Below are 23,516 nucleotides of genomic sequence, written 5' to 3' on the forward strand. Positions count from 1 at the left end.
ATCCCCGCGGTGGCAAGGACCACGTCGAGTCGCTGGCCATCGACGACAAGCCCGCCGAGAACGCGGAGACGCTGGCCACCGGCACCGCCACCCTCGGCCTCGCGGTCGTGGCCGGCAACTCAATCGAGGCGCGCTACCAGAACTACGCGCTTGTCAACGGCCACCGGGTCGACCTCGGCGGCGACTACGGCGCCACCGGCGCCCAGGACGTCAAGCTGGAGTTCCCGACCCGGTTCCTGCACCTCGGTGACAACGTCGTCGAGGTCCGCACCGGCGACTACAACGGCACCCTCAACGGCGCGACCTGCGCCAACCACGACGACTTCACCCTCACCCGGGCGGCGACGAGCCTCAGCCTGAGCACGGCGGGCACGGTGACGGCCGGCACCACGTACCTCGTCACCACCAGCGGCACGACCGTAACGAAGGCGGAGACGACAGCCGCCACGCTGGCGCTGGGCGACGGCACCTGCGGTGCCAACCGGGACGCTGAGTTCCACTTCGCCATCGACGGCGCCCCGACGACCCGTACCGTCGACACCCTCGGCAGCGGAGGCGACGCGCGCCTGAAGGTGTTCGTCGGCGGCAACGGCAGCGACAACGGGTACGACAACAAGGTCCTGATCAACGGCATCCCGCTGGAGATTGGCATGTGGGAGAAGGAGGTCGCCGACCTCGCCTTCCCGAACGAGTGGCTGGTGCCGGGCGTCAACGCCGTGGAGTTCGTGGCGGGCAACGACCACGGCAGCGCCAAACCCGGCGGCTGCGACAACTTCGACGACTTCACGCTGCGGGACTTCCAGCTGCTGCCGACCGACGCGAAGGCGACCCAGCTGACCCGCTCGATCGCGCAGACCACGGTCACCATCGGTTCGGCGAGCTACCCCGCTGGCTCCCAGGTGACCACGTACCTCGGCGACGGCACCTGCGGCAGCAGCTACAACGCGGTGCTGACCAAGGTGGTCCTGTTCGACGTCACCGCCCAGGACGGCACGGCGCTGCCGGCGCTGGGCAAGCGCGCCGACGTGGACACGACGACGATCGCGGACGGCGTCCACACCATCAAGGCGGTCGTCGGGGACAAGACCTCGACGCGGCGCTTCACCACGGACAACACCGCCCCGGAGATCGAGAGCAGCGTCCCGGCGGCCGGGCAACGGCTGACGTCGACCGTCGCGCTCAACGTCAAGATCAAGGACGCCTCCGGGGTGGTCGGCACGCCGGCCATCACCCTCGACGGCGTGGCCGTCAAGCAGGGCGACCAGATCGGCCACGGCCTGCCGGCCGGTGCGCACGTCATCGCGCTGACGGCGACCGACGCGCTCGGCAACACCGCCACCCGCGAGGTGCGCTTCAGTAGCGCGAGCATCCCGGACGTCCCGACCGAGCTCAACTCGACCGTCAAGGGCACCGATCCGCTCTCGGCGGAGCTGTCCGCCCGGATCCCCGGCGCCGAGGGTGTCGGGCTGACCGCCACGTTCACCAAGGCGGACGTGGTCCTGCCGACCGGCGGCTACCAGGGCGAGGCGGCCGACGTGCCGACCACGCTCGACGTGCAGCACGACCGGAGCGTGGACGTCGCCTCGCTGCGTCCGCTCGACGGCGCGACGATCGACACCCCGTCCGGCCGTGGGGTGGTCTTCCAGCGGTACGACCTGCCGCTGGGAGCGACCGGGCAGGAACCCACGCTGCGCTGGTCGGGCACCATCGACCCGGCGCGGATCGTGGCACTGCGGGCCTGGAACCCGGCCACCGGCAAGTGGACCGTGCTGACTTCGGCGCGGGGCCAGGCCGGGAACGAGACGGTCCTGACCGCGTCGGTGGAGGCCGGCTACCGCGACGGCGGCGTCGTCCACGTGCTGGTCACCGGGGAGGACCCGTTCGCCGACGACCTGTCGCCGCACGACGCGTCGGCGCAGAACGACAAGGACCGCTTCGAGGATCCGAACTCGTACGACTTCTCGTTGGCGCACTTCACCGACACCCAGTACATCACCGAGGGTGCGGCCGGCGGCACGTACGACGACTTCGATGGCAACGTCGAGCCCTCCGACGTCGAGACCGCCGAGGAGCAGGCGATCTGGTCGGCGGCGTACCGCGACCAGATGCAGTGGATCGCCGACAACGCGGCCAGCCGCAAGATCGCGTACGCCGCGCACACCGGCGACGTCATCGAGAACGACTACTACGACCCGCTGGCCACCAACCCGGACGGCTCGCTGAAGCGGCCCGGTCTGCACGAGCAGGTCGAGAAGGAGCTGGCCACCGCCTCGGGCTTCCAGAAGATCCTCGACGACAACGGCGTCGTCAACCAGGTCATCGCGGGCAACCACGACGACCAGTTGGGCGCCGAGACGGGCCCCACCTCCCGGTTCAGCCGGACCTTCAGCGCCGACCGGTACTACGGGACGGCGAAGGGCTGGCCGAAGGGCACCGAATACCACGCGTGGGACGAGGTGACCAACGCCGACGGATCCGTCACCCCGGGCAAGGACAACCAGAACAACTACCTGCTCTTCTCGGCAGGTGGCCTGGACTTCGTGGCGGTCGGCCTGTCGTACTGCGTCACGCCGGCCGAGGCCAAGTGGGCTGACTCGATCTTCAAGCGGTACAAGGACCGCAACGGGATCCTGCTCTCCCACGACTACCTGAAGCCGTCGGCCAACCCGGACGGGCGGGGTGCTGACTTCTCCGCTCCGGACGGCTCGCCGCTGTTCAAGCAGGTCGTCGAGGTCAACCCGAACGTCTTCCTGGTCCTCGCCGGTCACGAGCACGGCGTCGGCACCAACCTGAAGTCGAAGATCGGCGTCACGGTCAGCCACGACGTCGTCGAGCTGCTGGCGGACTACCAGTTCTACACGGTCACCGCCGCCGAGCTGTGGCCGACGCGGGTCGCCCCGGACGGCACCATCGACGTCAACGGCGACGGCACCCCGGACCACAAGGCCACCGACCGGCTGCAGTTCGGCGCGAGCTTCCTGCGCCTGCTCCAGTTCGACGTGGACCGGGCCGAGATGCACATCGACACGTACTCGCCGTTCCTGAAGAACTTCGGGGCGACCGAGTACGACATCCGCCAGGACGGCAGCCAGCCGAAGCCGCGCTACAACGGCTCGGAGGACAACCTGACCCTGCCGGTGGATCTCAGCACCCGCAAGACGTCGTTCAGCACCGACTCGCTCGCCGCGTACGGGCCGTCCGGCACGATCGGCACCGACGAGGTGACCTCGAACGGTGTCGCCACGGCGACCTGGGACAGGCTCCTGCCGGGCACCTCGTACGGCTGGATCGTCTCGGCGAAGAGCGCCGACGGCGGCGAGGCGGTGGCCCAACCGGCCGTGTTCGCGATCGCCAAGCAGGTCCCGACGATGACCGTCACCGCCGCCCCGACCAGCTGGGGCACCGCGGCGACGGTGACGGTGAAGGTCGCGGCCGGCAGTACGCCGGTCACCGGCGCGGTGGAGCTGCGCGAGGGTACGACCGTCCGGGGCTCGGCCACGCTGACCAACGGCGCCGCGACGTTCACCCTTCCGGTGGGCCTCGCGGGCGGCCAGCACACGCTGACCGCGTCGTACGCGGGCGACGACCACCTCACTCCGGTGCAGGCCACCGCCGTCCTGACGGTGAACCTGCCGGCCCAGTGGAGTTCGTCGACCGTCTACAACGACGGGGACCGGGTGACCTACCAGGGCCGGGTCTTCCGGGCCTCCTGGTACACGAAGAACCAGAAGCCGGGCGCCGACGCCAACGGCGCGTGGCAGGAAATCGCCATGACCGAGGACGGTACGGCGATCTGGACCACGTCACGGATCTTCAACGCGGGTGACGTCGCCATGTACGACGGTAAGAAGTGGCGGGCCCAGTGGTACACCCGCAACCAGAAGCCCGGTGACCGCAACGGGTCCTGGGAGGAGATCGCCCCGACCCCACCGGACAACAGCCCGGCGGCCTGGACGCTCACGAGGGTCTACAACGCCGGCGACCGGGTGACGTTCAAGGGGCACGTGTACGAGGCGAAATGGTGGACGCGCGGCCAGGAGCCCGGTGACAAGAGTGGCCCCTGGAAGCTGATCAAGTAGTCAGATTGGCGTGACGCCGGCCCGGGACCGTTTCTGGTCCCGGGCCGGTGCGCGTCCCGTCACCCGTCCGGTGGAGCGGCAGTCTTCCGCCGGCTCTCACATTTCTCCTGCTCATACGCTGCGCCGAAAGCGGATGGCACTCTCACACCCGACGGAGGGCAGCGGTGGCGTCGAGGCGTACACGTCGGATGGTGGTGTCGGCAGTTGCCGGCGCCCTGTTCGCCCTCGGCGTGGTCGCGCCGGGTCCGGCGGCGGCGCCGCTGCCTCGCGCGGCCCGGGCGGACGGCGACGTGGCCCCCGAGCCGCGCGAGCCGCGCCCGCCGCTGCTTCCCGCAGACTTCCGGGGCACCGGCCGGTACATCGTGCGGGACCTCGGCATCGACGTCCCGTTCAGCTGGCAGGGCCGCGACGGCAACAGTCAGATGATCGCCGGCGGCCCGGAGTACCCGATCTGGTTCACGAACCTGATCTTCGAGAACACCCTCTACACGCTCACCTACAAGTGGCCGAACATCCCGCTGTTGCCGCCGCGCCCGTGCAGCAAGGTGCCGGGGTTCTTCAACCGGCAGATCTTCAACGACAAGCTGAAGACCGCCCGCTTCGTCGGGCCGGAGATCCTGCAGGGGGAGAAGGACCGGCACGTCGACCACTGGCGGGTCGGCGTCGTCGGCGGCTCGACCGTGCCGGGAGAGTTCTTCCGGTTCCCGCTCGCGCTCGGCGACATCTACGTCGACCAGCGCGACTCGACCCGGTGGTGGCAGGTGTTGCAGTTCGGCCTGCAGAACCTCTTCGACCCGGAACTCGACGAGTGGTTCACGATGGACACCTTCGAGCTCCGCCCCGGCGAGGTCCAACTCCCCGATCGCTGCCCACCTCCCACGTCCTGACCCCCCGACTGCGGTGATCAAGAGGTTTGCGTCACCGATCGGCCCGTCGATGACGCAAACCTCTTGATCACCACGTGCGGTGGGGCGTCAGAGGGCGAAGAGGAGGGCGGCGTTCAGGAGGACTACCGCAGCCGTGGCGAGGTGGATGCCGAAGGCTACGGCCTTCGTTCCGCCGTTGCGGAGCACGATGACGGTGTCGCCCAGCGGGACGAGCGCGACGATCAGCATGAACCACGCGACCGCGTCGGCCGTGGTGAAGGCGATCAGGGCGAGGCCGAGCAGGCCGTAGCTGAGATCGCGTAGGCCCTTGATCGTCAGGTAGGCGGGGTCGCCATCCGGCCGGGCCGGTACGCCGTACCCGGCGGCTGCGGCCTGCGGCACCAGCAGGAACCGCGCACCGATGAAGGCGACGAAGAGGCTGAGGACGACGGCGAGCCCGTAGGCGAGGGGTGACAACATGGTCCGCTCCAATTCCTAGCGTTGCTAGATATGGGAGCGACGCTAGCAGAGCGGCGGCAGGTTTGCTAGCGGTGCTAGGATTTTGTCATGTCGACTCAGACGCGCCGGGAGCGCGAGCGGGCGGAACGGGAACGGGCCATCGTCGCCGCCGCCCGCGACCTGGCCCTGGCCGAGGGCTGGGACGCCGTCACCACCCGGCGGCTCGCCGCCGAGATCGAATACAGCCAGCCCGTCCTCTACAGCCACTTCAAGGGCAAGGACGCCATCATGGCGGCAGTCGCCGTCGAGGGCTTCGCCGAGCTGGCCACCGCCCTGGCGTCGGCGCGGGCCTCGGCCGCCAACCCCCGGCAAGCGGTCGCCGACGTCGCCACGGCGTACACCACCTTCGCCGAACAGCGGCCCGCCCTCTACGACGCGATGTTCACCCTCGCCGTGGACCTGCCGTTCGCCAGCCAGGACGTCCCGACCGACCTGGCCCGGGGTTTCGCCGAGCTGGCCGACGCGGTGCGTCCGATCGCCGGGAACGACGACCTGGAGGCGGTCACCGAGACGTTCTGGAGCGGCCTGCACGGGCTGGTCACGCTGATGCGCAGCGGCCGGCTTCGCCGCGCCGACCACGACCGCCGGCTCGCGGTCCTGGTGGACCGCTTCTCTCGCTGAGGGTCGCCATCACGGCTGACGCAGCCGTCTCGCGCGCGGCGCGAGGTGGTACACCCGCAGAGCGAACCGCGCCGTCGGGCAGTGGCCGGTCACCCTTTGATCGACTCCGTATCGCCGATGTGGGGGCATCAACCTGCTGGGATACCGCCACGTCGGCGATGTGGAGTCGATCAAGGCGCCAAGGCGTCAAGGCGTCAAGGCCGAGCGTCGCGTCAGTCGAAGGACGGCAGGGACGGGCCGAGGACGTCGTCGGCGTCGACGATCGTGTACGCGTACCCCTGCTCGGCGAGGAACCGCTGCCGGTGCGCCGCGTACTCGGTGTCGATCGTGTCCCGGGAGACCACCGTGTAGAAGTGCGCCTGCCGCCCGTCGGCCTTCGGCCGCAACACCCGACCCAGCCGCTGCGCCTCCTCCTGCCGCGACCCGAACGTCCCCGACACCTGGATCGCCACCGCCGCCTCGGGCAGGTCGATCGAGAAGTTCCCGACCTTCGAGATCACCAACGTCCGCAGCGAACCGGAGCGGAACGCGTCGAACAGGCGCTCCCGCTCCTTGTTCGTGGTCGAGCCCTGCACGATCGGCGCGTCGAGGTACTCGCCGATCTGGTGCAACTGGTCGATGTACGCGCCGATCACCAGCACCTGGTCGTCCGGGTGCCGGTCGACAAGCGCCTTGACCACCGGCAGCTTGGTGCGGGCGGTCGCCGCCATCCGGTAGCGCTCCTCGGCCTCCGCCGTCGCGTACGACATCCGCTCCGCGTCGGTCAGGGTCACGCGGACCTCGACGCACTCGGCCGGGGCGATCCAGCCCTGCGACTCGATGTCCTTCCACGGCGCGTCGTACCGCTTCGGCCCGATCAGGCTGAACACGTCACCCTCGCGGCCGTCCTCGCGTACCAGAGTGGCAGTGAGGCCCAGCCGACGGCGGGCCTGGAGGTCCGCGGTGAACCGGAAGATCGGCGCGGGCAGCAGGTGCACCTCGTCGTAGACGACCAGGCCCCAGTCGCGGGCGCCGAACAGGTCCAGGTGGGTGAACGCGCCGCCGCGCCGCGAGGTGAGCACCTGGTACGTGGCGATGGTGACCGGGCGGATCTCCTTGCGCTCGCCGGAGTACTCGCCGATCTCCTCCTCGGTCAGCGACGTGCGGGCGATCAACTCCCGCTTCCACTGCCGGCCGGCGACGGTGTTGGTGACCAGGATCAGTGTGGTCGCCTTCGCCTCGGCCATCGCCGCCGCGCCCACCAGGGTCTTGCCGGCGCCGCAGGGCAGCACCACCACGCCCGACCCGCCGGCCCAGAACGCCTCGACGGCCTCCCGCTGGTACGACCGCAGGGTCCACGGCTTGCGCCCGTCCTTGCCGGCCTCGGCCAGCTCGATCGGGTGCGCCTCACCGTCGACGTAACCGGCCAGGTCCTCCGCCGGCCAACCCAGCTTGAGCAGCGCCTGCTTGAGCCGGCCCCGCTCGGACGGGTGGACCCGGATCGTGTCGTCGTCGATCTTGTCGCCGAGCATCCCGGCGAGCTTCTTGCTCTTGGCCACCTCGATCAGCACCAGCCGGTCGAGCGCGCGCAGCACCAACCCGTGCGCCGGGTCGTTCGCGAGCTGGAGCCGGCCGTAGCGGTCCATCGTCTCGGCCACGTCCACCAGCAGCGCGTGCGGCACCGGGTACCGCGAGTACTTGATCAGCGTGTCGACCACGCCCTCGGCATCGTGCCCCGCCGCACGGGCGTTCCACAGCCCGAGCGGGGTCAGCCGGTACGTGTGCACGTGCTCCGGGGAGCGCTCCAGCTCGGCGAAGGGGGCGATCGCCATCCGGCAGGCCCGCGCGTCGGGGTGGTCGATCTCCAGCAGCAGGGTCTTGTCCGACTGCACGATCAGGGGTCCACCACTCACGCCAGCGTCCTCTCCTCGGTTGGCCGTCCAGCCGGAGCGGGTCGCAGACCCGCCGCTGGCCGACCATCCAGTGTTGCACGGCGGAGAACGTGGAAAGAAAGATGCGCACCGGGTGCAACCAGGACGGCACTCACGAACGTCTAGCAAAGGGACGACCGTCCAGGGGAGGTGCCATGAGGCGTGTCCGGAGCACTTCCCGGTTGGTTGCCCTGGCGGTGGTCGTGCTGGTCGGGGCCGGCGCGTGCACGTTCGATCCGCAGTCCGGCGGGAGTGGTGGCGGGGGAGCCGCCCCGGTCGGTGCGGCGGAACAGGCAACGGGGGCGAGCGGCACGTCCGGGCCGGGCCAGCGCGGCCGGCCCACGCCGGCCGCGCCGACGTCGGCCGCGCCACAGTCGAGACCGACCGCGTCGACGCCGACGCGCACCACACCCGCGACCGTCGCCGGCTGCCCGCAGGGCCAGCACCAGCGAGCCGTGGAGACCTACCTCGCCCGGCTGGGCGGGTTCGGGCCGGTCACGGTCGACGGGCGGCAGTCCGCCGCCGACTGCGCCGCCATCAAGAAGTTCCAGAAGAGGTACGGCATTCGCCCCGTCGAGGGACGCGCCGGACCGACGACCTTGGACGTGGCCCAGCGACTCGCCACCACCGACACGACCCGCTGCAAGGCCGGCACCGGCACCACCTTCTGCGTGGACCTGACCCGGCAGACCGTGTGGGCGGTCCGGGGCGGCAAGGTGATCATGGCGCCGACGGTGACGCGCACCGGCATGTCCGGCTACCGGACCCCGTCCGGCACCTACACGGTCAACTACCGCAATCCGAAGGAGTGGTCCAACCCGTACGAGGTGTGGCTGCCGTACTGGCAGCACTTCACCCAGGGCATGGGGTTCCACGAGACCACGACCTACCTGCACGACAAGTCGATCGGCTCGCACGGCTGCGTCAACCTGCTGCACGCCGACGCCGTCCGGATGTGGGAGTTGGGCAAGGTCGGCACCCGGGTGGTGCTGATCGGCCGCCGCCCCGGCACCTGACCATCCCGCCCGACTCGGGGTTTATCCCCTGTCACACCCGTCCCGGGAGTGACACTCTTGGGAGTCCAGGGCCGCACCGGGCGGGGAGGCTGGGCATGACGGTCGACCGTGACGTGATCGCAGAGCATGAACAGGCGCCACCCGACGAGGTGTCCCGCGTGACCGTGGTCGCGTACGCCCTCGCCGCGGCGCTCCTCGTCGGGTGGTTCCTCTTCGGCTGGCTGGTGCTGCGGCAGGGCTTCGTCGACTCGGTCGGTGAGTCCGCCGGCGCCGGCTTCGCACTGTTGCTTGTCGTCTCGGTGGTCGGCACCTTTCGGCGCAGCCGCCGCTGACCGAGCAGCGGCGGCGTCGCCCCGTCAGTCCGCCAGCACCGCCGCCGTGATCCGGTGCAGTGCGAAGGTGTGCAGCATCTCGGTCCGCTCGTCCTCGGCTCGCAGGTAGCCGGCACCGATCGAGACCGGCTTGACCAGCCGGGACGCGGTCGCCCCGTGCGCGTCGACATACCCGACCCAGACCAGCGCCTTGTCGCGGACCGCCTGCTGGAGCACGGCAAGGGCCTCGCTGTGCGTGTGCGCGGGCACCGGGCCTCCGCCCAGCCCTGCCGCCCCGCCCCGGACGACGGCCGGCGCCCGGCGGGCCGCCCGCGCCGCCGCGTCACCCCGGCGGATGTGCTCCACCACCCCGAGCAGCCGGGGCATCGGCAGCTTCGGGGCGGCCAGCGGATCGAGCGTCCTGGTGGTCACCGCGACCCGCGCCGGAGCACGCCTGATCCGGGGACGGGACAGCATCGTGCCGCCCGTGCCGTCCTCCTGCACCGGCGCGTACCCGGCGTCCCGCAGCGCGCCCAACAGCCGGCTGACCTGGTACGGGGTGCTCAGCACCGTCGGCGCCAGCCGGCGCAGCGTCAACGACTCCAGCCGCCGGTCGGCCAGCACCTCGGTGAGCAGCGCCTCGTCGTCACTGCGCAGGTACGCCCCGGCCGACCCGACCCGCAGCCCACCGTGCTTACGGGCCACGTCGTCCACCAGGTAGCTGAGTCCCTGCGGCACCGGGGTACGCGACCGTCGCCGGAACAGCTCGTGCAGGTCGTCGGCCGTGTAACCGGCGTCCAGCGCTCTCCGTACGCTCGCCGTGGTGACCCGGTGCACACTCGCCCCGCCGGCCGACTCGGGTTCGGTCGTCGCTTCCAACTCGGCGGCCAGCGCCGGCTCGGGCGGCCCGGGCACCACCACGGTCAGGTCGGCCTGCACCAGGAAGTGGTCGACCGGGGCGGGCAGCAGCGCGTCCAACGCCCGCGCGGCACTGGACGGATCGCCGCTCTCCGCGTCCGCGTGCAACCCCAGGGGGTCGCCGCCCGGCTCGTCGGCCGACGTCAGCTCGCCCAGCAGCAACCGCCCGTACGAGGTGAGCGCCCCCAGGCCGGTCACGCCGAGCTGCGCCGCCTCGGCCAGCACCTCCCGGTGGGCGGCCTCCCGACCCCGGCTGCGTCGCGGCGCCCGCCAGTCCAGCAGGGCCTGCACCTCCTTCGGGGTGGGCGCGGTCGCCGGCTCCAGGTCGGCGAGCACCCCGAGCACCGCCCGCCGGGTGGCCGGTGCGCCGGCCCGCTCGGCCTCGGCGGACAGCGCGGTGATCGGCCGGTCCCGGTCGTCCCGCCGACCGACCAGGCCGACCTGCCGGGTCATCGTCAACCAGGCGCGGGCCAGGTGCTCCCACCGCTGGGCCAGTGAGGCGGCCCGCCACACCTCGTACCCGCCGGTCGGCAGCACCTGCTGGTCCGCGCCGTACCGGCCCGTGGTCGAACCGGGCATCTCCAGCTCACCGGCGAGCCCCGCCGCGTACGCCACCTCCAGCAGCAGGGCGGTGGTCGGCTCGTCCAGGCCGGCGGTACGCGCCAGCCGGCGCAGGTCCCGGACGCCGATGCCGCCGGAGCGCAGCACCGGCGCGGGTTCGGCGGCAAGCTGCTCCAACAGTCCTTCGGTGTGCCGGACCACCTCCATGGTCTGCCCGGCGCCGGCCGAGTCGACCGCCTTGGGCTCGCGCGGAGCGGTGGCCACCGGCGGCGGGCTGGTGCGCAACGGCCCGAGCGGCCCACTGTCGCGGCGCAGCAGCAGCCCCACCTCGCGGGGCAGCTCGACCGTTCCGCTTGCCGTCGACGAGCCGGCCGAGACGGCGACCAGCAGCCGGTTGTCGACCAGCCAACGCACCGGCGAGCCGGTCGGCGCGCCACCGTTGGTCGGGTCGGCGAGGACGGCGTCCTGCGTGCCGATCGGCGGTGCCTGCAACGCGCCCGGGGGCACGCTGCCCACGGGTGGTCCGGCCGCCAACCGGTCCAGGATCGCCCGGGCCGACGGGGGCGCGGCGAGCAGCGTCCGGCGCAGTTTCGCCGGGTCCGCGCAGAGCGCGGCCGTGCGCGGGTCCAGCTCCGCGGCGGGTCGGCCGAGCCCAGCGGGGTACGGGGAGACCTCGTCGACGGCGGGCACCACGTGCAGGGCGTGCTCGGGGCCGTACAGCAGGAAGAGCGCCCTCAGCCGGCCGAGGGCGGCCCGGACGGCCGTCGGTGCCGGCGGGTGCGGCCCGGTGGTCGCCATGGCGAGCACGGCGTCGGTGGCCGTGGTGCCCTCGTCCGGATGCCGGGTGAGCCGGGCGGCGTCGAGGATCTGGAGGGTGAACTGGTCCAGCCCGTCCAGGGCGCGGGCCACCGAGACCCGGGACTGGGCGCGGATGGCCAGGGCGGAGACGTCTGCCGGCACGGGCACGACGAGGTCCGGCCGGAGCTGGAGGAGCGCGGCCAGCGCCTCGTCGGGCAGCGACCGCAGGTGGTCGGCGAGTGAGGTGGTCATCGTCTTTCCACGCTAGCCCGGGGTGGGGCAGTCGCGCCCCTCGGACGTCCGGGCGGTCAAAGGTCGCCGGGTACGTTTCTCGACATGCCCGCGCTGACCGTCGGATTCGATCTCGACATGACCCTGGTTGACTCCCGCCCCGGCATCGCCGCGGCCTACCGGGCGCTGACCGCCAGGACGGGCGTACCGGTGGACGCCGACCTGGCCGTGTCCCGGCTCGGCCCGCCGCTGCGCACCGAGATCGCGCACTGGTTCCCGCCGGAGCAGGTCGAGTCGGCCGTGCAGGCGTACCGGGAGCTGTATCCGGCGTACGCCATCACACCGACGGTGCCGCTGCCCGGCGCGCGGGAGGCGATCGACGCGATCCGTGCCCGGGGCGGAAGGGTGCTCGTCGTCACGTCCAAGATTGGCCGACTGGCCCGGTTGCACCTGGATCACCTCGGCCTCGTGGTGGACGAGCTGGCGGGTGACCTGTTCGCCGAGCAGAAGGCGACCGCGCTGCGGGAGCACGGCGCGACCCACTACGTCGGTGACCACGTGGCGGACATGGTGGCGGCGGGCGTGGCAGGGGTGCCGGGAATCGCTGTCGCGACCGGGCCGTGCTCCCCGGATGAGCTGCGTGCGGCGGGGGCGAGCGTGGTGCTGGACGATCTCACCGGATTCCCAGCGGCGCTCGACGGCATGATCCAGCTAGCCTGGGAGCAGTAGCGGCTCAAGTGAAGCAGGGGTTTTCAGGTGCCTACGGGTCGAGTGAAGTGGTACGACACGGCCAAGGGATACGGCTTCGTCACCAGTGATGAGGGCGGCGACGTGTTTCTGCCCAAGGGTGCTCTGCCGGCGGGCGTCACCGACCTCAAGGGTGGTCAGCGGGTCGACTTCAGCGTGGTGGACAGCCGCCGGGGCGCGCAGGCCATGGGCGTCAAGCTGCTGGACGCGCCGCCGTCGATGGCGGAGCTGCGACGTCGGCCGGCCGAGGAGCTGCACGGCCTCGTCGAGGACATGATCAAGGTGCTGGAGGCGAAGGTCCAGCCGGACCTGCGCCGGGGCCGGTACCCGGACAAAAAGACCGCGCAGAAGATCGCTCAGCTGGTCCACGCGGTGGCGCGCGAGCTGGAGGTCTGAGGCACCAGGCCGGCGGTGGCGGCGCGGTCGAGGAGCGCCGTCACCGCAGCGAAGCCGGCCTCGCCCAGGTCGGCGGTGAACTCGTTGACGTAGAGGCCGATGTGCCGGTCCACCACGTCGAGTTCCATCTCCTGGGCGTGCGCGAGCACGTACTCCCGGCTGGCCGTCGGATCCGCCCAGGCCTGCCGGACGGATTCGCGAATCCATCCGGCCGCTGCCACCGGGTCCACCGCGCCGCGCCGGGCCAGGATCGCGCCGAGCGGGATGGGCAGCCCGGTGTCGGCTTCCCACCACTCGCCGAGGTCGACGAGCGCGGTCAGCCCGTGCCGGTGGTAGGTGAACCGGGCCTCGTGGATGACCAACCCAGCGTCGTAGCGACCAGCCGCGACGCCCGGCATGATCTCGTGGAACGGCACCACCTCGATCCGGGCCGGCGACTGCCCGGCCGACCAGAGCCGGAACAGCAGGTACGCGGTCGTCCGATCACCGGGCACCGCCACCGTGGCGCCGGTCAGGTCGGCGCGGTCGCCCCTGGTGAGAACCAGCGGCCCGCACCCGCGGCCGAGCGCGCCCCCGCAGGGCAGCAGGTGGTAGTCGTCGAGCAGCCAGGGCAGCGCCGCGTAGCTCACCTTCACCAGGTCGAACGCACCCCGCTCGGCCGCCGTGTTGGTGACGTCCACGTCGGCGTACGTCACCTCGACCGGCGGCGCACCGGGCACCCGCCCGTGCACCAGGGCGTCGAAGACGAACGTGTCGTTGGGGCAGGGCGAGATCGCCAGGGAGAGCGCCACGCCCTCACGTTAGCCCCGCCCCCGGCCAACAGCTCGCGCACACCCCGCCCACTGTGATCCACGACGGGCTGGCCGGCCCGCCCGGCGCCGGCCTCCCGGCCTCCCGGCGGGCTGCGGCGGTATCGCCGTCGGGCTCGGCGGGGTGCTTCCGTTCAGCTCAGGCGGGGTGGCCGGTCGGGCTTCGGTCCGGGGTGGGTGAGGTCACGTCGCGCCCTGTCGAGCTGCCCCAGATATGGGGCGAGGTCAGCGCCCCCGGCGAGCGGTGGCGGCGGTGGCGTGGCCGTGAGTGGGCACCGAGTGGCGATCCTGGTGGCGGTGTCCCGCCCCATGCAGCCGCCCCACCCATGGGGCAGCTCGACAGGGCCCGACCGAGGGGATACCCACAGCGGCGGCGACGTTGTCCACATGGTTATCCACAGGCGGAGGGGGGCCTGTTGACGACGCTCGCCGAGCAGAAAACCATGAGCGGGTGGCAGCCGGAGGGGATGCGATCGATGTGGGCGCGGCGCTGCGTGATCTTCGTCGACGTGCCGATCTGAGCCAGCGGGAGTTGGCCGAGCGGTCCGGGGTCCCGAAGAGCACGCTGGCACGCATCGAGGCCGGCCAGGGTGGCGGGCCCGCCTTTCGAACGGTGGCGCGGCTGGTCGCGGCCGCGGGCGGCGAGCTCGCGCTCCGCTTACCCGGGGACGGCGACGGTTCCGCGGGCGGCGGACTGCTGGGCATGCCGGCCGACGAGCCACGGGACGAGGCTGACCGCCGGTACCCCGCCCACCTCGACGTCCGCCGGGTCCGAACCCTCAAGGACTGGCCGGGCGCCTGGTGGGTGCACTCGTACACGCTCCCGGAGAAGTTGTGGCCGGTGAAGGTTCCGGAGTTGACCTACGACCTGGATCGGGCGCGGCGGGACAGACGGCGGTGGCGGTCGGAGGCGCGTGCGCAGATGATCTTCCGGCGGGTATCCGACGGGCTGCCGGCCACGTCCTGGCGGTTCCTCGCCGAGGTGCCCGGCGGTGGGCCGGTCGGTGAGCTGCGGGCTCATGAGCGGAGCGTCGATCTGCTCCTCGGCGAGGATCTGGACGACCGGCGTGAGTTGGTGCTGGAAGGTGTGGTCGTCGCTCCGGGCCTGCGGGCGCTTGGCGTCGGGCGGCGGCTTGTCGAGCTGTTGGCGGAGGAGATGACACGTGCCGGCATTCGCGCCGCCCACGCGGTCGCCGAGTTCGGCAACGTCGAGTTCCTTCTCGCCTGTGGGTTCGAGCTGCAGGCGAGCAGGCCGTCGGCGCTGATGCTCGAGGTGTGACGAGCGCCCGTGGTCAGCGCAGCGCCGGAGCTGCCGCGGTCAGCGCGGTGAGGGCCTCGCGCAGCCGCCAGGCGTCCCGGTCACGGGGGCCGATGGGGTTGGAGATGGTGCGCAGCTCGACGAAGGGCACCCCGGCCTGCGCGGCGGCGACCGCGACCCCGTACCCCTCCATGGCCTCGGCGACCGCCTCCGGATGCCTGCGACGCAGCTCATCGGTGCTGGCAGCGGTGCCGGTGACCGTGCTGACGGTGAGCACCGGGCCGGTCGTCGCCGACGGCAGGGCCGCCCGGAGTGCCGCGAGCAGACCCGGGTCCGCGGGCACCACGCTGCCGCCGCCGAGCAACGCGGGCGGCATGCCCAGCTCGTCGACTCCGATGAAGCCGTCGGGTGACTCGGCGCCCAGGTCGGCGGCGATGCTGGCGGTGCCGAGCACCGTGTCGCCGACCGCGGCCCGCCCGGTGAAGCCGCCGGCCACGCCGGCGCTGACCACCGCGCGGTACGGGCGACCGGCCGCCTCGGCCAGGGCCAGCAGCCGTGCGGTGGCGGCACCCGCGACCGCCGGGCCCACCCCGATCGGGGCGACGGTGACGCTGGCGTCGGTCAGCCCGGCCCGTACGGCGTCCGCCTCGGCCGGCACCGCCGTCACCACCAGCAGGCCGCCGGTCACGAGAGCGAGCCGGGGGATTCCCGGCGGGTCTCGTCGTCCGCTCCGCCGCCCGGGCCGCCGACCGCTGAGGAGGGACGGTAGATGTGGTAGCCCGGCGGTGCCAGCCCCGGCTCGTCGTGCTGCGGAGAGTTGGCCTGGTTTGGAGCCGGCGAGGTGGGGGCGACGTCCGCGGGCTGGGCAACCGGCTCGTCCTCGGCCGGCTCGTCCTCAGTCAGTTCGTCGTCACCCAGCGGCCGGCCGGCGAGCTTCTCGGCGCGCAGCCGGGCGGCGACCACCACCCCCCGGACGGCGGCCAGGATGCCCACGCCGGCGGCGACCGCGATGCCGGTACGGCCGTCGAACGGGACCAGCCCGAGCCCACCACCGACGACGAAGGCGAGCATCAGCACCGTCTCGGAGTGCGCGAAGGAACTGGCCCGCAGCCGCTCCGGGATGCGCTCCTGGATCGAGGCGTCCACGGCGAGTTTGGCCACCCCACTGACCAGCGCGGTGACCAGACAGAGCAGGGCCACCATCGACAGCGAGAACTGGATGACGGCGAGCACCGCCACTCCCGCCACGATGATCATGCTGCTGGACTGGATGGCGGTCGGTCGGTGGATGCGCAACCGGGTGCCGACGGCGGTCGCCAGGAAGCTGCCGACGGCCAGCGCGCCGCCGATCAGCCCCAGCGCCCACTCCGCGCCCAGGTCGCGGCCGAACACGCCGGTGGTCAGGTCGCCCTTCTTGATGGCGAAGGCGAGGAACAGCAGCAGGAAGCCGTACACCGCGCGTAGCGTCGCGGCGCCGATCAGGGTGGCGATCACCAGCCGCCCGGCGGGTCGGCCCCGGCCCAGCGGCCGGTCTTCGCGGCGGCCCAGCGCGCGCAGCGCGCGGGGGACCCGCTCCGGTGGCTCCGAGTCCGCCTTCGGTGGCAGCCGCAGGGAGATCACCATGCCGATCAGGAAGATCACCGACGCGACGCGCAGCGGCCACTGCGGCCCGAACCAGAAGGCCGCCAACCCGATCGGGGCCACGAGCGCCCCCGCCACCGTGCCGTAGACGCTGGCCCGTGCGCCCACCTGGGAGAGGCCCAGCCCTTCCGGCAGCAGCCGGGGCACCGCCGCGGACCGTGCCACGCCGTAGGCACGCGACAGCGCGAGCACACCGAACGCGGCCGGATAGAGCCCGAAGCCGTGGATGTAGTCGGAGATCAGCCAGGCCAGGAACGCCCGGCCGAGCATGGTCGCGGCCAGCGCGTACCGCCGGCCGTGCCGGAAGTGGTCCAGCAGCGGGCCCACCACGGGGGCGAGCATCGCGAACGGCACCATGGTCACCAGCAGGTAGAGCGCGACCTTGCTGCGGGCCTCGCCGAGCGGCACGTTGAAGAAGATCGTCCCGGCCAGGCCGATGGCGATCAGTGTGTCGCCCGCGCAGGAGACGGCGTGCAGATCGAACAGGCGGACCATGCCGACCTCGCCGCCGGCGCCCCGCGTCCGGGCCCGACCGGCCCGGCGGGTCACCCAGCGGCCGCTGCCCACCGAACCACGCAGGAGCAGGCGGACGGCCCGAATGCCGGTGCCGACGGTCCGCCCGAGGACGGATCGCCCGGAGCGGGAGTACGGCGGCATGTGCACCATCCTCGCCCATCTGATCCAGGTACGCCGCACCACTGCGGTGAAAGGTTCCCCGGGAGTCCCTGTCACCTCTGCGGGGAGCATGGGGAACAATGGTCGGGTGACCAGGCCCGCCTCCACCCGTGCCGCCCGTCTCGACCAGGTCTGCGCCGCCGCCGTCGAGGTGGCCCGCGCTGGCATCACCGAGGTGGACGCCGACGATGTCGGCGACCACCTGCAGGTCGTGGCCGAGGGTGAACGGCTGGTCACCCACTACTTCGAATGCCGCCTCGCCGGCTACCGCGGCTGGCGGTGGGCGGTCACCGTCACCCGCGTTCCGCGCAGCCGCACGGTGACCATCTGCGAGACCGTGCTGCTGCCCGGCCCGGACGCGCTGCTCGCGCCCGGCTGGCTGCCCTGGCAGGAGCGGCTCAAGCCGGGTGACCTCGGCCCGGGTGACCTGCTGCCGACCTCCCCGGAGGACGAGCGGCTGGCCCCCGGTTATCTGCTCTCCGACGACCCGGCGGTCGAGGAGACGGCCTGGGAGCTTGGTCTCGGTCGGGCCCGGGTGCTCTCCCGGGAGGGTCGCGCCGACGCGGCGCAGCGCTGGTACGACGGCGACCACGGCCCCACGGCGGCCATCTCCGTCGCCGCCCCGGCCGCCGCCCGCTGCGGCACCTGCGGCTTCTACCTGCCGCTGGCCGGTGCGATGCGGCAGGCCTTCGGCGCGTGCGGCAACTTCTACGCCCCGGACGACGGCCGGGTGGTCAGCGCCGACCATGGTTGCGGCGCCCACTCCGAGACGCTGATCGAGGCCGCCGAGACCGCGGTGGAGGATCTTCCGACGGTGTACGACGACAGCGCGGTGGAGGCCATGTCGGTCAGCCGTGCCCCGGGTTCGGTGGAGGCAGCCGAGCCGGCGGAGCCGTACGGGCACCCCTGAGCGTTCGCTCCGGCGCGGCCGGGTGCCGTCAGCTCGCGCGGCGGCGGCGTCGGTTGGCGTCGTGACGCATCATCACGGCGAGGCCGGGGAACCCCCACAGGAAACCGGCCAGGCAGGTCCAGAGCCAGTTCTCGTGGTCGTGCTCGGTCAGCCAGCCCCGGAAGAAGACCAGCAATACCAGCCCGACGACCGCCCATGCGATCAGCCCGGCGACGGCGAACGGCACCATCGGTGGGTCCAGCGGCGCGGGACGCGGTGGCTGGTCGTTCGGCATCGGGCAAGCGTACGCGATCCGCTTCCCCTGCCCGTCGGTGATCTGGGACGATGCGCGCGACAACTGGAAGATCACCTGCGAGGACCCTGATGGCAGTAGCGCCGCCCGAGAACGGCACACCTCCCGACCCCGCTCACCCGCGTAACGGCTTCGACCGGTTCTTCGAGATCTCCGCCCGCGGCTCGACGTTGAGCCGTGAGGTACGCGGTGGCCTGGCGACCTTCTTCACGATGGCGTACATCGTGGTGCTCAATCCGTTGATCCTGGGCGGTGCCGTCGACGGTGACGGCAAGTCCCTCCCGATTCCGGCGCTGGCCGCGGCGACCGCGCTGGTCGCCGGCCTGATGACCATCCTGATGGGTGTGGTCGGCCGGTTCCCGCTGGCGCTCGCCGCCGGTCTGGGCGTCAACGCCCTGGTGGCGTACGAGATCGCCCCCGAGATGACCTGGGCCGACGCGATGGGCCTGGTGGTGATCGAGGGTGTGCTCATCGCCGTGCTGGTGCTCACCGGCCTGCGTACCGCGGTGTTCCGCGCGGTGCCCACGCAGATGAAGACGGCCATCGGCGTCGGCATCGGCCTCTTCCTGACCATCATCGGCCTGGTGGACGCCGGCTTCGTCCGGCGGATCCCGGACGTCGCGAACACCACCGTGCCGGTCGGCCTGGGCATCGGCGGCAAGCTGGTGAGCTGGCCGCTGCTGGTCTTCGTGGTGGGCCTGCTGCTCACGTTGGTGCTCGTGGTGCGCCGGGTGAAGGGCGCGATCCTGATCGGGATCCTGACCTCCACCGTGCTGGCGGTCATCGTCGAGGCGGTCGCCAACATCGGCCCGTCGTTCGTCGACGGGAAGCCCAACCCGAAGGGCTGGGCACTGAACGTGCCGGAGCTGCCCAAGACGGTGGTGGACGTGCCGGACCTGTCGCTGCTCGGCAAGTTCAACGTGCTCGACTCGTGGGGCCGGGCCGGCTGGGTGGTCGTGCTGATGTTCGTCTTCACCCTGTTGATCACGGACTTCTTCGACACCATGGGCACGATGGTGGCGGTCGGTCAGGAGGGTGGCCTGCTCGACGAGCGGGGCACCCCGCCGAAGGCCAAGGAGATCCTGCTGGTCGACTCGATCGCGGCGGCGGCCGGTGGTGCGGCCAGCACCTCCAGCAACACGTCGTACATCGAGAGTGCCGCCGGTGTCGGGGAGGGCGCCCGGACCGGCGTGGCCAGCCTGGTCACCGGCGTCCTCTTCCTGCTGGCGATGTTCCTGGCGCCGCTGGTGGTGATCGTGCCGTTCGAGGCGGCGTCGACGGCCCTGGTGGTGGTCGGCTTCCTGATGATGACCGCGGTACGGACGATCGACTGGTCCGACTACGAGATCGCCATCCCGGCGTTCCTCACCATCGTGCTGATGCCGTTCACCTACTCGATCTCCAACGGGATCGGCGCCGGTCTGATCACCTTCGTGGTCGTCAAGCTGGCGAAGGGTAAGGCCCGGGAGATCCACCCGCTGCTGTACGGGGTGGCCGCGCTCTTCGTGCTGTACTTCCTGCGCGGGCCCATCGAGTCGTTGGTCCTCTGACGCGTCGTCCGGGCGGGGAGTCGAGGGTGATTCCCCGCCCGGAACAGCACGAACATCCTCGTGAGCCTGGTCATAACGGATGTCGTTAGCCAGGCTCATTAGTTAAGCTAACTAACGTGACGGAGCGGACGGTGACGGCGGAACGCGTGCCACCGGCGCAGCTGGCTCCCCAGTTGCGAGATGCGATCACCCGACTCAACCGGCGGGTCCGACGGGCCCGGCCGGTCGGCGACCTCACGGTCACCCAGGTCTCCGCGCTCACCAGCCTGCGGCTGGCGGGCGCGATGACGCCCCGGGAACTGGCCGATGTCGAACGGGTGCAGCCACCGACGATGACCAAGATCGTCGCGAAGTTGGAGGACCGCGGCCTCGTGCAGCGGACCCCCCATCCGACCGACGGTCGCCAGGTCATCCTCGCGGCGACCGAAGGAGGGCAGGCCGTGCTCGACCAGTTCGAGCGGGCCCGCGACGAATGGCTGGCCCACCGGCTGGCCGCGCTCGACGAGGACCAACGGGAGACCCTGCACAGGGCCGCCGAGATTCTCCAGCAGCTCGCTCGCGCCTGAGCCCGCGCGCGCCACTTCCGGCCGTGCCGTCACCTGTCGATGACGCGTACGTCCTTGAGGAGGCGCACCGAGAGTGCAGGCCAAGCTGAGCACGATGTTCCAGTCCCTACAGGTTCGCAACTACCGGCTCTTCGCATCCGGGCAGCTGATCAAGCTGATCGGCGTCTGGATGATGTTCATCGCCCAGGACTGGCTCGTCCTCGAGCTCTCCGACAACTCGGCCACCGCCCTCGGCGTGGTCACCGCGCTCCAGTTCACCCCGGTGCTGCTGCTCACCCTGCTCTCCGGCCGGCTCGCCGACCGGTACGACAAGCGGGTGCTGCTCTTCGCCGCCAACGCCTTCTGGACGGTGCTGGCGCTCGGGATGTCCCTGCTGGTGCTGACCGATCTGGTGCAGCTCTGGCACGTCTTCGCGTTCGCCGCGCTGCTCGGCACGGCCAACGCCGTGGAGACCCCGGTCCGCCAGGCGTTCGTCTCCGAACTGGTCGGCACGCCGCTGCTGCCCAACGCCCTGTCGCTGAACGCCGCCGTGTTCAACTCCGCCCGGATCATCGGCCCGGCGGTCGCCGGTCTGGCCATCGCCGCCTTCGACGTGGGCCCGGTCTTCCTCTTCACCGCCCTCAGCTCCATCGCGCCGCTGGTCAACGTGGTCCGCATGCGGACGGCCGACCTGCACCGCGACGCCCTGCTGCCGCGCGACGAGCGGGCGTCCGCGAAGGTCGTCGACGGGCTGCGGTACGTGTGGCGCCGGCCGGACCTGCTGTTGCCGATGGCGGTCATGTCGGTGATCGGCATGTCGCTGTTCAACTTCCAGCTCACCCTCGCCGCGCTGGCCAAGACGGTCTTCCACACCGGCGCGGCCTCCTTCGGCCTGTTCAGCACCGCGCTGGCCGTCGGCGCGCTGGGCGGGGCGCTCAGCGGCACCGGCCGGCGCAGCCGCCCGTCGGTCTGGCTGGTGCTCGGCGCCGCGATCGGCTGCGCCAGCTTCGGCACCCTGGTCGGCTTCGCGTCGACGTACTGGCTGGTCGTGGCGCTGCTCGTGCCCACCGGCTTCTTCATGGTCTTCTTCGCCCAGGCCGCCAACCAGCGCGTCCAGCTCGGGGTGGACGCCGCCTTCCGGGGCCGGGTGATGGCCCTGTGGGTGCTGGTGTTCCTGGGCACCAACCCGGTCGGCGCACCGCTGATCGGCTGGGTCGCCGAGCACTTCGGCGCCGGCGCGAGCATCTGGATGGGCGGGCTGATCTCGCTGGCCACCGCGCTGATCGCGCTCACCTGGCAACTGCGCCGCTCTGGTGCGCGACTGCGCTTCCGGGTGCTGCCCATGCCCCGCTTCTACGTCACCTCCACCGACTGCTGAGCTACGCGAAGGGCCCTTTCCGGTCGGAACGGGCCCTTCGTGCACGCTCGGAGAACACGGCGAAGTCCCGATCGGCGGATAGCGCGGATGCGGCCAAATCGCTGGCGAGGTGGCACGACGGGGCTTAGCGTCGATATGTGGGAGTCGAACGCGCGCTGATGCTTGCCCTGGCGTTCCTCGCCGTGGCCAGCCTCCCGGCGGCGTTCGCCCTGCTCTTCTGCGCCGACGAGATCATCGACCGGGTGGTCTGCGCCTGGTCCGAGTGGCGAGAGCGCCGGCGGGAGCGACGCACCATCGCCCGCCTCGACCGGGCCATCGAAGCCGACGCGCTGACCCGCGACATCGACCTCAGCGAGTTCGACCGCACCGACCGTCGCCCATTGGAACAGCTCGCCGCCGACCTGCGTCGCCTCGGCGGTCAGCGGCTCGGCGGCACCGGCCGGTCGATGGTCTGGCACGGCGCGGTGGTCCAGGCGTACGACGACCGGCTCCGGCTGGCCTGCCGCGCCCTCGGGATCACCGAACACCTCACCGAGTTGACCGGCGTCGACCAGGAGATCGAACGGGTACGGGTGGAGGGCGTCCTGCACGCCGCCGGTCTGACCCTGCCGGCGGCCCGGGCCGGGCACCGGCAACGGCACCGCTGAACGGTCCGACAGTTTGCGGCTCTTCGTCGCGGTCTATCCGCCCGTCGGGGCGGTCAGCCATCTCGGCGCGCAGATCGCGCGGCTGCGGGTCGGCGCGGCGGCGGCCGCCGGTGTCCGGGTGCGGCTTGCCGACCCGGCGGACCTGCACATCACCCTGGCGTTCCTCGGTGACGTCGAGGCCGCCCGGCTGGTCGACGTGGTGAGTGCGCTCGGGCTCGCCGCCGACCGGTTCCGCGATGCCCGGGACGCCCCGCCCCGGCTGCTTTTGGGTGGCGGTGGCGTGTTCGGCGACGGTCGCCGCACGGTGCTCTGGGTGGACGCCCGGGGCGATGTCGAGGCGCTGCACGAGCTGGCCCAGCTCGTCCGGGAGCGGCTACGCGTGGCCGGGTTGCCGTACGACGAGAAGCCGTTTCGGCCGCACCTGACCGTCGCCCGGCCCGGTGACCGGGTGGAGTTGGCTGCCGTCGAGGCCGACAGGGTGACCCTGGACGACTACGCGGGCCCGGAGTGGCCGGCGACGGGGTTGCTGCTGATGCGGAGCCACCTCGGGTCGGCACGACCGCGTTACGAGCGGCTCGCCGCCTGGCCGCTCTGATTCGTCGAGCCGGCTTGAACGGCATCGGCCGGCAACGTCGTGCGCCTGAGCTTGCCCTGGCTAGACGAGTAATGCCTAACCTCGCTGGGGCGGTGGGCGCAGCCGGCTGCCGGCGGTGACCCTCGGTCACCTCCATGGGGGCGGATGCGGTGGTGAGCGGTATACCTCAGAGTCATATTCATACCTCTGAGGTATACCGCCAACCCGCACAAAGAAAACGCGGGGCCATAGGAGCGCCCGACT

At 71.8% G+C, this 23,516-nt stretch carries 21 protein-coding genes; 14 read left to right on the forward strand and 7 right to left on the reverse strand.

What is annotated here, in order from left to right; genetic code table 11:
* Positions 1 to 107: 107 nt before the first annotated feature.
* Both ABZU46_RS03415 and ABZU46_RS03420 read left to right on the forward strand, forming a co-directional pair.
* Positions 108 to 4,079, forward strand: a complete 3,972-nt coding sequence (locus ABZU46_RS03415; RefSeq protein ID WP_354854772.1) for a carbohydrate-binding protein — start codon at positions 108 to 110, stop codon at positions 4,077 to 4,079.
* Positions 4,080 to 4,273: 194 nt separating this feature from the next.
* Positions 4,274 to 4,966, forward strand: a complete 693-nt coding sequence (locus ABZU46_RS03420; RefSeq protein ID WP_354854774.1) for a hypothetical protein — start codon at positions 4,274 to 4,276, stop codon at positions 4,964 to 4,966.
* A gap of 87 nt (positions 4,967 to 5,053) precedes the next feature.
* On the opposite strand, the gene ABZU46_RS03425 is transcribed toward ABZU46_RS03420, so the two are convergent.
* Positions 5,054 to 5,425 (reverse strand): DUF4267 domain-containing protein, encoded by a 372-nt coding sequence (locus ABZU46_RS03425; RefSeq protein ID WP_354854775.1) that lies wholly within the window; start codon positions 5,423 to 5,425, stop codon positions 5,054 to 5,056.
* 87 nt (positions 5,426 to 5,512) lie between these two features.
* Between ABZU46_RS03425 and ABZU46_RS03430 the strand changes: the two genes are divergently transcribed.
* The gene (locus ABZU46_RS03430; RefSeq protein ID WP_354854777.1) at positions 5,513 to 6,085 is read left to right on the forward strand and encodes a TetR/AcrR family transcriptional regulator; all 573 of its coding nucleotides are present in this window, start codon (positions 5,513 to 5,515) and stop codon (positions 6,083 to 6,085) included.
* A gap of 212 nt (positions 6,086 to 6,297) precedes the next feature.
* Here ABZU46_RS03430 and ABZU46_RS03435 read toward each other — a convergent pair whose 3' ends face one another.
* Entirely contained in the window at positions 6,298 to 7,977 is a 1,680-nt protein-coding gene (locus ABZU46_RS03435; protein WP_354854779.1) for a DNA repair helicase XPB, read from the reverse strand.
* A 173-nt stretch (positions 7,978 to 8,150) separates the two neighbouring features.
* On the opposite strand from ABZU46_RS03435, the gene ABZU46_RS03440 reads away from it, so the two are divergent.
* Both ABZU46_RS03440 and ABZU46_RS03445 read left to right on the forward strand, forming a co-directional pair.
* A complete protein-coding gene (locus ABZU46_RS03440; RefSeq protein WP_354854781.1) occupies positions 8,151 to 9,011 on the forward strand; it encodes a L,D-transpeptidase family protein in 861 nt (286 codons plus the stop codon).
* 95 nt (positions 9,012 to 9,106) lie between these two features.
* Positions 9,107 to 9,343, forward strand: coding sequence for a hypothetical protein (locus ABZU46_RS03445; RefSeq protein ID WP_354854783.1), 237 nt, complete (start codon positions 9,107 to 9,109; stop codon positions 9,341 to 9,343).
* Positions 9,344 to 9,367: 24 nt separating this feature from the next.
* Here ABZU46_RS03445 and ABZU46_RS03450 read toward each other — a convergent pair whose 3' ends face one another.
* The gene (locus ABZU46_RS03450) at positions 9,368 to 11,851 is read right to left on the reverse strand and encodes a helicase-associated domain-containing protein (RefSeq protein WP_354854785.1); all 2,484 of its coding nucleotides are present in this window, start codon (positions 11,849 to 11,851) and stop codon (positions 9,368 to 9,370) included.
* An 84-nt stretch (positions 11,852 to 11,935) separates the two neighbouring features.
* Here ABZU46_RS03450 and ABZU46_RS03455 point away from each other — a divergent pair, with 84 nt between their 5' ends.
* Positions 11,936 to 12,559: an HAD family hydrolase gene (locus tag ABZU46_RS03455; protein ID WP_354854787.1), complete on the forward strand. Its 624-nt coding sequence runs from the start codon at positions 11,936 to 11,938 to the stop codon at positions 12,557 to 12,559.
* A 27-nt stretch (positions 12,560 to 12,586) separates the two neighbouring features.
* Positions 12,587 to 12,973, forward strand: a complete 387-nt coding sequence (locus ABZU46_RS03460; RefSeq protein WP_088986676.1) for a cold shock domain-containing protein — start codon at positions 12,587 to 12,589, stop codon at positions 12,971 to 12,973.
* Here ABZU46_RS03460 and ABZU46_RS03465 read toward each other — a convergent pair.
* Complete coding sequence (locus tag ABZU46_RS03465; RefSeq protein ID WP_354854789.1) at positions 12,934 to 13,764, reverse strand: 1,4-dihydroxy-6-naphthoate synthase; 831 nt, start codon at positions 13,762 to 13,764, stop codon at positions 12,934 to 12,936. The genes ABZU46_RS03460 and ABZU46_RS03465 overlap by 40 nt on opposite strands.
* Before the next feature lie 469 nt (positions 13,765 to 14,233).
* On the opposite strand from ABZU46_RS03465, the gene ABZU46_RS03470 reads away from it, so the two are divergent.
* Entirely contained in the window at positions 14,234 to 15,061 is an 828-nt protein-coding gene (locus ABZU46_RS03470; RefSeq protein WP_354854790.1) for a GNAT family N-acetyltransferase, read from the forward strand.
* 13 nt (positions 15,062 to 15,074) lie between these two features.
* Here ABZU46_RS03470 and ABZU46_RS03475 read toward each other — a convergent pair whose 3' ends face one another.
* Together ABZU46_RS03475 and ABZU46_RS03480 are read right to left on the reverse strand one after the other, a co-directional pair.
* Positions 15,075 to 15,728, reverse strand: coding sequence for a futalosine hydrolase (locus tag ABZU46_RS03475; RefSeq protein WP_354854792.1), 654 nt, complete (start codon positions 15,726 to 15,728; stop codon positions 15,075 to 15,077).
* On the reverse strand, positions 15,725 to 17,338 hold the full coding sequence (locus tag ABZU46_RS03480; RefSeq protein WP_354854794.1) for an MFS transporter: 1,614 nt from the start codon (positions 17,336 to 17,338) through the stop codon (positions 15,725 to 15,727). The genes ABZU46_RS03475 and ABZU46_RS03480 overlap by 4 nt, the downstream gene beginning before the upstream one ends.
* Between ABZU46_RS03480 and ABZU46_RS03485 the strand changes: the two genes are divergently transcribed.
* The gene (locus ABZU46_RS03485; RefSeq protein WP_354854796.1) at positions 17,337 to 18,266 is read left to right on the forward strand and encodes a DUF3027 domain-containing protein; all 930 of its coding nucleotides are present in this window, start codon (positions 17,337 to 17,339) and stop codon (positions 18,264 to 18,266) included. The genes ABZU46_RS03480 and ABZU46_RS03485 overlap by 2 nt on opposite strands.
* A gap of 28 nt (positions 18,267 to 18,294) precedes the next feature.
* Here ABZU46_RS03485 and ABZU46_RS03490 read toward each other — a convergent pair whose 3' ends face one another.
* Positions 18,295 to 18,540, reverse strand: coding sequence for a DUF2530 domain-containing protein (locus ABZU46_RS03490; RefSeq protein WP_354854797.1), 246 nt, complete (start codon positions 18,538 to 18,540; stop codon positions 18,295 to 18,297).
* An 89-nt stretch (positions 18,541 to 18,629) separates the two neighbouring features.
* On the opposite strand from ABZU46_RS03490, the gene ABZU46_RS03495 reads away from it, so the two are divergent.
* The 5 genes from ABZU46_RS03495 (at position 18,630) to thpR (ending at position 23,273) form a co-directional block, all read left to right on the forward strand.
* A complete protein-coding gene (locus tag ABZU46_RS03495; RefSeq protein ID WP_354854799.1) occupies positions 18,630 to 20,108 on the forward strand; it encodes an NCS2 family permease in 1,479 nt (492 codons plus the stop codon).
* Between the two features lie 116 nt (positions 20,109 to 20,224).
* A complete protein-coding gene (locus ABZU46_RS03500; RefSeq protein ID WP_354854801.1) occupies positions 20,225 to 20,674 on the forward strand; it encodes a MarR family transcriptional regulator in 450 nt (149 codons plus the stop codon).
* Positions 20,675 to 20,747: 73 nt separating this feature from the next.
* Positions 20,748 to 22,031 carry an MFS transporter gene (locus tag ABZU46_RS03505; protein ID WP_354854802.1) on the forward strand — a complete coding sequence of 428 codons (1,284 nt, stop codon included), beginning with the start codon at positions 20,748 to 20,750 and terminating at the stop codon, positions 22,029 to 22,031.
* A gap of 137 nt (positions 22,032 to 22,168) precedes the next feature.
* Positions 22,169 to 22,678, forward strand: coding sequence for a hypothetical protein (locus ABZU46_RS03510; protein ID WP_354854804.1), 510 nt, complete (start codon positions 22,169 to 22,171; stop codon positions 22,676 to 22,678).
* A 13-nt stretch (positions 22,679 to 22,691) separates the two neighbouring features.
* A complete protein-coding gene (gene thpR, locus ABZU46_RS03515; RefSeq protein WP_354854806.1) occupies positions 22,692 to 23,273 on the forward strand; it encodes an RNA 2',3'-cyclic phosphodiesterase in 582 nt (193 codons plus the stop codon).
* Positions 23,274 to 23,516 lie beyond the last annotated feature (243 nt).

Origin of the sequence: Micromonospora sp. NPDC005197, assembly GCF_040608295.1 — a bacterium.
Classification (GTDB): Bacteria; Actinomycetota; Actinomycetes; order Mycobacteriales; family Micromonosporaceae; genus Micromonospora.

Coding starts and splice junctions, on each gene's coding strand:
- ABZU46_RS03425 (WP_354854775.1), bottom strand. CDS start 5,425: ATGTTGTCACCCCTCGCCTACGGGCTCGCCGTCGTCCTCAGCCTCTTC.
- ABZU46_RS03430 (WP_354854777.1), top strand. CDS start 5,513: ATGTCGACTCAGACGCGCCGGGAGCGCGAGCGGGCGGAACGGGAACGG.
- ABZU46_RS03440 (WP_354854781.1), top strand. CDS start 8,151: ATGAGGCGTGTCCGGAGCACTTCCCGGTTGGTTGCCCTGGCGGTGGTC.
- ABZU46_RS03445 (WP_354854783.1), top strand. CDS start 9,107: ATGACGGTCGACCGTGACGTGATCGCAGAGCATGAACAGGCGCCACCC.
- ABZU46_RS03450 (WP_354854785.1), bottom strand. CDS start 11,851: ATGACCACCTCACTCGCCGACCACCTGCGGTCGCTGCCCGACGAGGCG.
- ABZU46_RS03455 (WP_354854787.1), top strand. CDS start 11,936: ATGCCCGCGCTGACCGTCGGATTCGATCTCGACATGACCCTGGTTGAC.
- ABZU46_RS03485 (WP_354854796.1), top strand. CDS start 17,337: ATGTGCACCATCCTCGCCCATCTGATCCAGGTACGCCGCACCACTGCG.
- ABZU46_RS03480 (WP_354854794.1), bottom strand. CDS start 17,338: ATGCCGCCGTACTCCCGCTCCGGGCGATCCGTCCTCGGGCGGACCGTC.
- ABZU46_RS03490 (WP_354854797.1), bottom strand. CDS start 18,540: ATGCCGAACGACCAGCCACCGCGTCCCGCGCCGCTGGACCCACCGATG.
- ABZU46_RS03495 (WP_354854799.1), top strand. CDS start 18,630: ATGGCAGTAGCGCCGCCCGAGAACGGCACACCTCCCGACCCCGCTCAC.